This window comes from Methylobacterium sp. J-068 (assembly GCF_022829445.1).
Taxonomy (GTDB): Bacteria; Pseudomonadota; Alphaproteobacteria; order Rhizobiales; family Beijerinckiaceae; genus Methylobacterium.
This window is the reverse complement of sequence record NZ_JAKSXY010000011.1, coordinates 24,007-33,577: the sequence shown is the minus strand read 5'-3', so window position 1 is coordinate 33,577 and position 9,571 is coordinate 24,007. Positions and strand designations below refer to the sequence as shown.

Below are 9,571 nucleotides of genomic sequence, written 5' to 3'. Positions count from 1 at the left end.
CAGGGCGTCCGGGATCGTGCCGCTTGACGACCGCGCCCCGACGACACGGCGTATGTCATCGGGGTGGACCTGGAAGCAGTAAGATCGCCAGACGCCCAGGCTGTATCAAACCACAGCAAGCCCTCAGGTACAGGAAACAGTATGAAACCGTCTTCCGCTGGATCGAAGCGGAAGACGGTCTCGCTCGGCCCGCGCGGCGCCTGAGCGGAGCCCAAATCCCCTACTCCGCGAGATCGAGCCGGTGCCGCCCCGCGCGGTCGTCGATCTCGATGAGCCAGAGGTCGTCGTCGAAGCGCAGTTCCTTGCCGATCCGGACTTCCACATCCGCCGGCGAGGCTTCGCTCATCAGGGCGACGAAGCGCCGGTCGTCGTCGGATCCGGTATCGACCAGGGATTGCGGGGCCGGCCCGTAGAGGTCGGCGCTCCCGTCGAGACGGTCGACCTTCACGAAGATCGCGCCGGCCTCGGCCGCCCCGCGCCGGCGCTGCACGGCGGCGATCCCCTCGATTCCGAGACGGCGCAGGTGGGCGGAAACCCAGAAGTCGGATCGCAGGCGTGCCATGGGCCGCCCTATAGCAGGTTCCGCGCGGCCCGCCTCGATCGCCGAAGCCCGTCCGTCAGCCGCGCGAGGCGCCCGCCCGGGTCGCGAGTTCGCGGAAGGTGCGCGGTGACGGCTCGCCCTTCACCGGCAGCTTGCGGTCCCGCTCGAACCGCTCGATGGCCGCGCGGGTGCTGGCTCCCATCAGGCCGTCCGCCTTCAGCGGGCCGTAGCCCAGCTTGACCAGGGCGCGCTGCGCCTGGGCGAGCGAGAGACCGCCCTGCGCGGGCACCGAGGCGGTGGTCTCCGCGCCCTTCGGATCGCCGGCCCGGATGATCTCGCCGATGCCGTCACGCGGAGTCCGGGCCGGCCCCTCGACCTTCGCGCCGTCCGGCTTCGAGGACTCGGGTCTGGAGGACTCGGGTCTGGCGGTCTCCGGCTTGGTCGCCTCGGCCTTCACCCCCTCCGCTGCCGGCGGGACCGGCTTCGCCTTGTCGGGGGTGGCACCGGTGAGGCTGCGCGCCGCGACCTTGGGGAAGATCGGCGCCGGATGCCGCCCGGCCTGATAGCCGAGCGCGTTCAGGCAGATCATCGCGACCGCGCCGAGAACGACCCCGACGCCGAGGATCTCCCCGGGATGGCGCAGGAACGCCCGCCCGACCGCGCCGGCCGTGGCGCCGAGGGCCGCCAGACGCTGCGTCCGGCCCGTGGCGGGACGCCGGCGGGCGGCCGACCTCGGCTCGCGGCTTCGAGGGGGGACGACGATCTCTCGCTGGTCGCGGCGTGCTTGCGGCTCGCGCATCACGATTCCTTCCGGCTCGACGCGACGATGCGGGAGCGTCGCGTGAAGCGACACCCCGGACGACCGGCGCGTGCGGGATCTCGGCGCACCATCAACCGGCGCGCCTCAGGGGGACGTAGCTCTCGCGGACCGTCTCCGGGCCGGCCTCGAACAGGCCCATCGGCCGGCGCATCGCCGCGAGGCTCGCGACGGCGGGAGCCACGAGCCGGCCGTCGACCGGCGTCGGACGCAGGCGCGTCCGGATCGACACCACGGGGACGGGACCGCCGGCCTGCCGGCAATCGCGCGGCAGAGTCACGATGACCGTGGTGCCCTCGCCGCGCGTGCTCTCGATCGCGATGGCGCCGCCGTGAAGGCCGACGAGACCCTGCACCACGGACAGGCCGAGGCCGGTGCCTTCATGCGTGCGCTCGTAACCGCCGGCGCACTGGTAGAAGGGGACGCCGACGCGCGGCAGGTCGCTCTCCGCGATGCCGATGCCGCTGTCGGCCACGATGAGGTCGAGCCGGTCGCCCGACCAGCGCAGGACGATCTCGACGCGCCCGCCGCGCGGCGTGAACTTCAGCGCGTTGGAGAGGAGGTTGATGAGCATCTGACGGCAGGCACGCAGGTCGGCCGTGATCTCCACCGGCGCGGGGTTCGCGTCGCGCACCAGGGTGATGCCGGCCTGATCGAATTTCAGCTGCATCAGGTCGCCGCAGGTCCGCACCAGGGCGCTCATGTCCAGGGGTTCGGGGGCGTAGTCGAAGTGCCCGCTCTGAATCCGCGACATGTCGAGGAGCGTGTTCACGACCTCGAGCAGGTGCTGGCCGGAATTGCGGATGATGCCGGCATATTCACGGGTGCGCGCGGGGTCGACCGCCATCGCGCCCTCGCCCGCCAGCACCTCCGAGAAGCCGATGATGGCGTTGAGCGGCGTGCGCAGCTCATGGCTGACATTGGCCAGGAACCGGCTCTTCACCTCGTCGGCGCGCTCGGCCTCGGCGCGGGCCTGCTCCAGCTCCTCCGCGTGGCGGCGGTGCTCGGTCACGTCGCGGGTCACCGCGACGACGCTCGACGACGGGGCGCCGTCGGCTCCGGCGCGGGCTTCGTCGATCCGGTGAATGCGCATCTCGGCGAAGATCACCCGTGGCGCGCCCTCGGCACGGAGCGCGGCCGCATCGAGGTGCAGGCGGAATCCCACCGTGGCGGGCCGGCCGTGAGCGGCGACGTCGCTCAGGGCCTGCAGCAGCAGCGGGCGATCGGCGACCTGCACGCGCTCGAGCAGGCCGTGGCCCTGCAGGAGGACCGGGTCGGCGCCGACGAAGCGCGCCGCCGAGGCGCTGGCCTCCAGCACGCGGCCATTGTGATCGTGCCAGGTCACGAGGTCGTCGATGGCCGAGAGCAGCATGCGGTCGCGCCGCTCGTTGTCCCGCAGGCGGGCGAGCCAGTGGCCCTCGTGGCGGAAATGCTCGATGGCCTGGGCGGCGATGTGGCCGATCGCCGTGATGGCGAAGACCGGCATCGCCAGAGCCCGGGACCATTCGAGGAGCGGCGTCCCCTCGGCGATCGGCGGCAGCAGGGCGACCGCGAGCGCACCGAGGCCCGCGATGATCGCCGCCGCCAGGGTCGCCCGCCGCGACCCCGAGACCACGGCCTCCAGGGGAATCGCCACGAGCCAGATCGCGGCGGCGGACTGGGGACCGCCCGTCATCATGGCGAGGCAGACGACGACCCCGGTGAGCCCGGCCGAGGAGATGGCGTGGGCGAGCCAGAGGATGCCGGTGCGCGAGAGCAGGACGGCGGCGAAGACCGGCAGCATCAGGCTCGCGATGGCCAGGGCCTCGAGGCCGGTGGGCACGCCGCGCAGCACGAGGTAGGGCGGCAGGCCGAGCATCATCATCAGCCCGGTCGCGAGGCGGGAAACGAGGAACCGCTCGTGTCGGAAGCGCACGCCGCTCTCGTCCATCACCGACTCATGGACGAGCCCCGCGAGGCGGACGTCGATGAGGGAAGCCAGGGCACCGTAGATACGCAATACCGACACGCACAGCGCGGAAACGACCCGACCGGCCACTCCGACGCCCCTTGGCTCGACTGAAACTCGACGGATTGGAACTTCGCAGAGCCGACTTAAGCGAGTCTTGCGCAAGACAGTCCGATTGTCTCCGCATGCTTTCCGGGACGTAACTGTGATCGCTCCCGACCCCTGACCCTTTCGGGGCAGTACGCTGGAAAACGATCGGAGCACCCTGCTAAGCTTGTGTTCACCATGCGGGACACTGGCCGGGCCTTCGTCAGACCGTCTTTACCGGTTCGGAGGACAGGATCGCGGCAGCGTAGGCCCGGTTCGTCCCGGCGTGCTGGCGGGTCGGACCCATGTCGTTCCTCATTCGCGCCGCCCTCGTGATCGGGGCCCTCTCCTGGCTGGCGCTCCAGCGGCAGGATGCCCTCGGCCCCGAACCCGCCGCGTCCAGGAACCACTCCGCCCTCGCCGAGGCGGCCCTGGCCGCCTGGGAGACGGTGCCGGACCCGGCCCGCGAGACGATGCTGCGCGAGGGCGGCGCGGAGATCGTCCGGCGGATGGTGGCCGCGGTCCAGGCCGGAACGCCGTCGCGCGACACGCTGCTGGAAAGCGATCGGAAATTGCCCTGGCGGGGTACGCAAATGCGCGCCGATGCGGATAGATTGATCCCGCGCGGGGAACGCCCGAACCCTTGACGGGGCCGATCGTCCGCGAAGCGAGGAAAGCTGCGGATGTTCGGCTTCGGGATGGAATACGAGGGCGCGGCCTTCTGGCTCCCGCTGGTCTGGGCGGGCCTGCTCGCGGTGGCGGTGGCGATGTACGTGGTGATCGACGGCTTCGATCTCGGCGTCGGCATCCTGTTCGCGTCTGCCCGCGAGGGAAACTGGCGCGACCGCATGATGCTCTCCGTGGCGCCGATCTGGGACGGCAACGAGACCTGGCTCGTGCTGGGCGGCGGCGGATTGTTCGCGGTGTTCAGCGTCGCCTACGCGATCCTGCTGCCCGCGCTCTACCTGCCGCTGATCCTCATGCTGATCGCGCTCATCTTCCGGGGCGTCGCCTTCGAGTTCCGCTTCAAGGCCGACCGTTCCCGGTTCGTCTGGGACAACGCCTTCCACTACGGCTCGCTGGTGGCGACCTTCGCGCAGGGCATGGTGCTCGGCGCCTTCGTGCAGGGCTTCCAGATCGAGGGGCGCGGCTTCACCGGCGGCACCCTGGACTGGCTCACCCCGTTCAGCGTGCTCACCGGCATCGGGCTGGTCTGCGGCTACGGACTTCTCGGCGCGACCTGGTGCGTGATGAAGACCTCGGGAGAGCTGGAGGTCTGGGCCCGGCGCAAGAGCCAGCAATTCCTCGCCGCCACCATCGTGGCGATGACGGCCGTGAGCGCCTGGGTGCCGTTCCTCGGCCGCGACATCCAGTGGCGCTGGGTCTCCTGGCCGAACATCCTCTACGTGGCACCGGTGCCCCTCGTCACCGCCCTTGTGGCCTGGGGCATCCATCGCGGCATCCGAAACGGACGGGACGTCGCCCCTTTCCTGCTCACGATCGCGCTGTTCCTGCTCGGCTTCCTCGGTCTGGCGATCAGCCTGTTTCCCTACATCGTACCGCCCCGCATGACGATCTGGCAGGCGGCGAACGCCGTCAGCGCCCTGCAATTCGCCCTGGTCGGCTACGCCGTGGTGATGCCGCTGACCCTCGCCTATACGGGCTACGCCTACTGGGTCTTCCGGGGGAAGGTGGCGGAGGACATGGGATCCGGGGGCTACGGGCATTGAGCGGGGACGCGCCCGGCATGAAGGGCAAGCGGCTCCTCTGGTTCGTCGCCTTCTACGCCCTCAGCCTCGTCACCTTCACGGTACTGGTCTATTTCCTGCGCTTCGTCGTGCGCGGCTGAGCCTTCAGCCCCAGAGCGACGGCTCGGGGGGGTGGATCAGGCTGCCCTCGAAGCGCAGGCCGGGCTCGCGGTCGCGGGCGAGCAGCAGCGGCCCGTCGAGATCGACGTAGTCGGCGTGGTGGGCGAGCAGCATCGCGGGCGCCATGGCGAGCGAGGTGCCGACCATGCAGCCGATCATCAGCGAGAACCCCCGCGCGCGCGCCTCGTGGGCGAGCATCACCGCCTCGGTCAGGCCACCCGCCTTGTCGAGCTTGATGTTGATGGCGTCGTAGCGCTGGCTCAGGGCATCGAGACCGGCGCGGTCGTGCAGGCTCTCGTCGGCGCAGATCGGGATCGGCCGGGCGATCTCGGCAAGGAGGGCGTCCTCGCCGGCCGGCAGAGGCTGCTCGATCAGGCCGACACCGGCCGCGACGCAGGCCGCGAGGTTCGCCTCGATCGTCTCGGGACGCCACGCCTCGTTGGCATCGACGATGAGGCGTGCATCCGGCGCCCCCCGGCGAACCGCGGCGATACGCTCCGGATCACCGGCGCCGCCGAGTTTCACCTTCAGCAGGGGCCGATGGGCGGCCTTGCGCGCCGCCGCCTCCATGCTCTCGGGGTCGCCGAGGCTGAGCGTGTAGGCCGTGGTGGCGACCTGCGGCGCCGACAGGCCCGCGATGGCGTGGGCCGGGCGGCCGAGCTGCTTGGCCTCGAGATCGAACAGGGCGCAGTCGAGGGCGTTGCGGGCGGCGCCCGCCTTCAAGTCGCGCTGCAGGTCCGCCCGGGTCGCGCCGGCGGCGATCGCCTCGGCCTGCGCCCGGATCAGGTCGCTCACGCTCTCCACGGACTCGCCGTAGCGGGCGTAGGGCACGCATTCGCCGCGTCCGACATGGCCCTCCGAATCGGTGATCGTGGCGAGCACCACCACGGCCTCGGTGCGGCTGCCCCGCGCGATGGTGAACGCCCCCGCGATCGGGAAGCGCTCGACCGAGACGTCGAGGCGCCGGCTCACGCGCCGGCCCCGGTGCCGGCGGGCGGAAACACGGCGACGATCCGGTCGACGATCTCCCCGACGCCGAAGCGGACCGGGTCGGTGGCCGGCAGATCGTGCGCCTTCGCGAGATCCGCCAGCAGGGCGCGCGCCGCGCCCTCGTCGAGGTCCTGCGTGTTCACCGCGATGCCGACCGGCCGGATGTCCGGGTTGGTCAGGCGCCCGAGCTGCACGGTGAGGTCGATCACCTCCTGGATCGTCGGAAGCCTGTGGCTCACGCCGCGCATCGTGGTGCGGGTCGGTTCGTGGCAGACCACGAAGGCATCGGCCTGCGCGCCGTGGAGCAACCCTAAGCTGACGCCCGCGAAGGAGGGGTGGAACAGCGAGCCCTGGCCCTCGAGGAGGTCCCAGTGTTCCGGCTCGGCGGCCGGCGAGATCCACTCGACGGCGCCGGAGATGAAGTCGGCCACCACCGCGTCGATGGCGACGCCGCGCCCCGAGATGAACACCCCGGTCTGGCCGGTGGCGCGGAAATCCGCGTCGAGGCCGCGCTCGCGCATGCCCCGCTCCAGGGCCAGCACCGTGTACTTCTTGCCCACCGAGCAGTCGGTGCCGACGCTGAGCAGGCGGCGGCCCGGACGCTTGCTGCCCTTGCCGGTGGCGAAGGTCTCGGAGGTGTGGCGCACGTCGTGAAGCTGGCGGCCGTTGCGCTCGGCGGCCTCCGCGATGGCCGGCACCGCGCCGAGGCGGGCATGCAGGCCGCTGGCGATGTCGAGGCCCGCCTCCAGGGCGGCGACCACCTCCGCGACCCAGTGCTCGGGCAGGACGCCGCCCGCGTTGGCGACGCCGATCACCATGGTGCGGCAGCCCTTCTCGACGGCCTGCGCCAGGGTGAGGTCCGGGATGCCGAGATCCGCCGCGCAGCCGGGCAGGCGCAACTGGCCGACGCACCATTCGGGGCGCCAATCCTTGATGCCGTAGGCGGTCTTGGCCGCCAGACGGTCCGGCACGTCGCCGAGGAACATCAGGTAGGGTGTTTCGATCTGCATCGCGTCACTCACCGGCCGAGGTTCGCGCCCTCGCCGCCTTCCTATGCGCGATGATCGCCGCGCTGCCAAATCGCGGCGTTTGGCACGGGCGCCGCGAGAACGGACTTGCGGGACGGCCCGATGTCGGGTGTGGTCCGATCGATCGAGAGACGGACAACATTCCGCATCGGGTCTCGGGGGAGGACACGTGACGCACATCAAGATGTACGGCAATTGGCGCTCGGCCGCCGCCTTCCGGGTGCGGGTCGCCCTCAATCTCAAGGGCATCGCCTACGAGGAGACGTTCCTCGACCTCGATGCCGGCGAGCAGCTGAAGCCCGAGTTCCTGGCCATCAACCCGCAGGGCGCGGTCCCGGCGCTGTTCGACGGCGACGGCCCGCCGCTGATCCAGTCGCTCGCCATCCTCGACTACCTGGAGGACATCCATCCGGCGACGCCGCTGCTGCCGGCCGACCCCCGGGCGCGGGCGCGGGCGCGCTCCCTGGCCCAGGTCGTCGCCTGCGACACGCATCCGCTCTACGTGCCGCGCGTGCGCAACTTCCTGATGGAGACCTACGACCTACCGCGCGAGCGCATGCTGGGCTTCGTGCGGCATTGGATGGAGACCGGACTGAAGACCCTGGAGACGCGCATGACCCGCGAGCCCGGCAGCGGCCGCTACGCCCAGGGCGACGCGATCAGCCACGCGGATCTCTGCCTCGTCAGCCTCTGGGTCGGCACCGGCATCTTCGGGGTTGAGACGGGCCCGTTCCCGACCGTGCGGCGGATCGCGGAGGATTGCCTCGCGCAGGACGCCTTCGCCCGGGCGCATCCCCTCCGGCAGCCCGGCGCACCCGCGTGACGGGAATGGCGAAGGGATTCCGATCCTTTTAAACTGCGCGCTTCTAAACTACGGACTTGCGCCGCCCATCGGGACGGGCACGCACCGGCTGGAATGCGACAAGCGAGGACGTGACGTTCATGGTACCGGGCGAATCCGTGGAAAACCTGCATCGCATCGTGGTCGTCGGCGGCGGGGCGGCGGGCCTTCAGCTCGCGACCAAGCTGGGCGAGAAGCTCGGCCGCCCCGGCAAGGCGCACGTCACCCTGGTGGACCGGGCTAGGACCCATATCTGGAAGCCGCTGCTGCACGAGGTCGCCGCCGGCAGCCTCGATGTGGGCCACCACGCCGTGGACTACCTGCACCACGCCCATAGGCACAATTTCCGCTACCGCATCGGCGAGATGACCGGCCTCGACCGGGCAAAGCGCGTCATCCACCTCGCGGCCAGCCACGACACCGAGGGGCGCGAAGTCACGCCGGTGCGCGAGATCGGCTACGACACGCTGGTGATGGCGGTGGGCTCGACCACCAATGATTTCGGCACGCCGGGCGTGAAGGAGAACGCCATCGCGCTCGACACGCAGGGCCAGGCGGTGCGCTTCCACCAGCGCCTCGTGAACGGCATGCTGCGCGCCCATACCCAGCCGGGGCCGGTGCGTCCGGGCCAGCTCCACGTCACGGTGATCGGGGCCGGCGCCACCGGCACCGAACTCGCGGCCGAACTCCACCGCACCACCCGCCACGTGGCGGCGACGGGCCTCGACCGGATCGACCCGGCCAAGGACCTCAAGATCACCCTCGTGGAAGCCGCCGGGCGCATCCTGCCCGCCGTGCCGGAGCGGCTCTCGCGCGACGTCATGGTGCTGCTCGACAAGATCGGCGTCGAGGTCCGCACGGGCGCGCGCGTCACCGAGGTGCGCGCGGACGGCGTGCAGCTCGCCGATGGCGGCTTCATCCCGTCCGAACTCGTGGTCTGGGCCGCCGGCGTGAAGGCGCCGCCGTTCCTGCACGAGATCGGCGGCCTGGAGACCACCCGCAACAACCAGCTCGTGGTGACCCCGACCCTGCAGACCACCCGTGACCCGGACATCTTCGCGATGGGCGACTGCGCCTACCTCGTGGAGAAGGGCTCGGACACGCCGATCCCGCCCCGCGCCCAGGCCGCGCACCAGCAGGCAACGCACCTCATCAAGATCATCCCCGACAAGATGGCCGGCCGGCCGCTGAAACCCTTCAAGTACCGCGATTTCGGTTCACTGGTCTCGCTCGGCGAGTACTCGACGGTCGGCAACCTGATGGGGTTCATCAAGGGCAAGAACATGTTCATCGCCGGGTTGTTCGCCCGGATGATGTACCGCTCGCTCTACAAGATGCACGAGCAGGCCCTGCACGGCACGGTGAAGACCACCCTCGACGCGGTGGCCCGCGCGCTGACGCGGCGCACGGAATCCCGCGTGAAGCTGCATTGACCGGGAACGGAGCCCCAA

The 9,571-nt window shown here is 70.8% G+C and carries 9 protein-coding genes; 4 read left to right on the top strand and 5 right to left on the bottom strand.

Going from position 1 to position 9,571, the window contains the following annotated elements; all coding sequences use genetic code 11:
• Positions 1 to 220: 220 nt before the first annotated feature.
• From MKK54_RS00450 to MKK54_RS00440, 3 genes are all read right to left on the bottom strand, one after another.
• A complete protein-coding gene (locus MKK54_RS00450; RefSeq protein WP_244008549.1) occupies positions 221 to 562 on the bottom strand; it encodes a DUF1491 family protein in 342 nt (113 codons plus the stop codon).
• Positions 563 to 617: 55 nt separating this feature from the next.
• Positions 618 to 1,340, bottom strand: coding sequence for a peptidoglycan-binding domain-containing protein (locus MKK54_RS00445; RefSeq protein ID WP_244008548.1), 723 nt, complete (start codon positions 1,338 to 1,340; stop codon positions 618 to 620).
• A 91-nt stretch (positions 1,341 to 1,431) separates the two neighbouring features.
• Positions 1,432 to 3,366 carry a sensor histidine kinase gene (locus MKK54_RS00440; RefSeq protein ID WP_244008547.1) on the bottom strand — a complete coding sequence of 645 codons (1,935 nt, stop codon included), beginning with the start codon at positions 3,364 to 3,366 and terminating at the stop codon, positions 1,432 to 1,434.
• 332 nt (positions 3,367 to 3,698) lie between these two features.
• Between MKK54_RS00440 and MKK54_RS00435 the strand changes: the two genes are divergently transcribed.
• The gene (locus tag MKK54_RS00435; protein ID WP_244008546.1) at positions 3,699 to 4,040 is read left to right on the top strand and encodes a hypothetical protein; all 342 of its coding nucleotides are present in this window, start codon (positions 3,699 to 3,701) and stop codon (positions 4,038 to 4,040) included.
• Positions 4,041 to 4,076: 36 nt separating this feature from the next.
• Positions 4,077 to 5,123 carry a cytochrome d ubiquinol oxidase subunit II gene (gene cydB / locus MKK54_RS00430; protein WP_244008545.1) on the top strand — a complete coding sequence of 349 codons (1,047 nt, stop codon included), beginning with the start codon at positions 4,077 to 4,079 and terminating at the stop codon, positions 5,121 to 5,123.
• A gap of 123 nt (positions 5,124 to 5,246) precedes the next feature.
• On the opposite strand, the gene dgcA is transcribed toward cydB, so the two are convergent.
• A complete protein-coding gene (gene dgcA / locus MKK54_RS00425) occupies positions 5,247 to 6,233 on the bottom strand; it encodes an N-acetyl-D-Glu racemase DgcA (RefSeq protein WP_244008544.1) in 987 nt (328 codons plus the stop codon).
• Positions 6,230 to 7,261: an N-acetyltransferase DgcN gene (dgcN, locus tag MKK54_RS00420; RefSeq protein ID WP_244008543.1), complete on the bottom strand. Its 1,032-nt coding sequence runs from the start codon at positions 7,259 to 7,261 to the stop codon at positions 6,230 to 6,232. Before dgcN ends, dgcA begins: the two co-directional genes overlap by 4 nt.
• A gap of 196 nt (positions 7,262 to 7,457) precedes the next feature.
• Here dgcN and maiA point away from each other — a divergent pair, with 196 nt between their 5' ends.
• Complete coding sequence (gene maiA, locus MKK54_RS00415; RefSeq protein WP_244008552.1) at positions 7,458 to 8,102, top strand: maleylacetoacetate isomerase; 645 nt, start codon at positions 7,458 to 7,460, stop codon at positions 8,100 to 8,102.
• 119 nt (positions 8,103 to 8,221) lie between these two features.
• Positions 8,222 to 9,553 (top strand): NAD(P)/FAD-dependent oxidoreductase, encoded by a 1,332-nt coding sequence (locus MKK54_RS00410; RefSeq protein ID WP_244008542.1) that lies wholly within the window; start codon positions 8,222 to 8,224, stop codon positions 9,551 to 9,553.
• Positions 9,554 to 9,571: the final 18 nt, after the last annotated feature.